General features: G+C 61.0%; 1 protein-coding gene. It reads left to right on the top strand.

Annotation, left to right across the window (positions count from 1 at the left end; translation table 11 throughout):
* The coding region (locus QK293_RS27540) for a DUF637 domain-containing protein (protein WP_282383542.1) at positions 1-295 on the top strand (295 nt) is incomplete at both ends.

The raw sequence follows: 295 nt of genomic DNA, 5'->3' as shown, positions 1-295 counted from the left end.
ACGGCTGTTTACGGCGGAAGCCTGAAGGACAATCTGGCCAGTTCGGCTGTCAGCGCGGCCGCAAGTATCGGTGGCGCTGTCGGGGCTGGGGAAATTGGCGATCTCAACCTGCCAGAAGGCGGTTTGGCAAAAATCCTCTTGCATGCGGGCCTGGGTGGTTTGCTGGCTGAAGCGATGGGCGGTGATTTCCGCACCGGAGCGCTGGCGGGTGGCGCTAACGAGATACTGGTCGGATTGCTCGGTGACAAGCTCTTGCCTTCGAACCTTGTCCCGGGCTCTGCGGAATACAACCAGG

It is taken from the genome of Pseudomonas sp. AL03, from assembly GCF_029960815.1.
Lineage (GTDB): Bacteria > Pseudomonadota > Gammaproteobacteria > Pseudomonadales > Pseudomonadaceae > Aquipseudomonas.
Note: the sequence above shows the minus strand (reverse complement) of the source record. Positions and strands in the feature narration are given on the sequence as shown.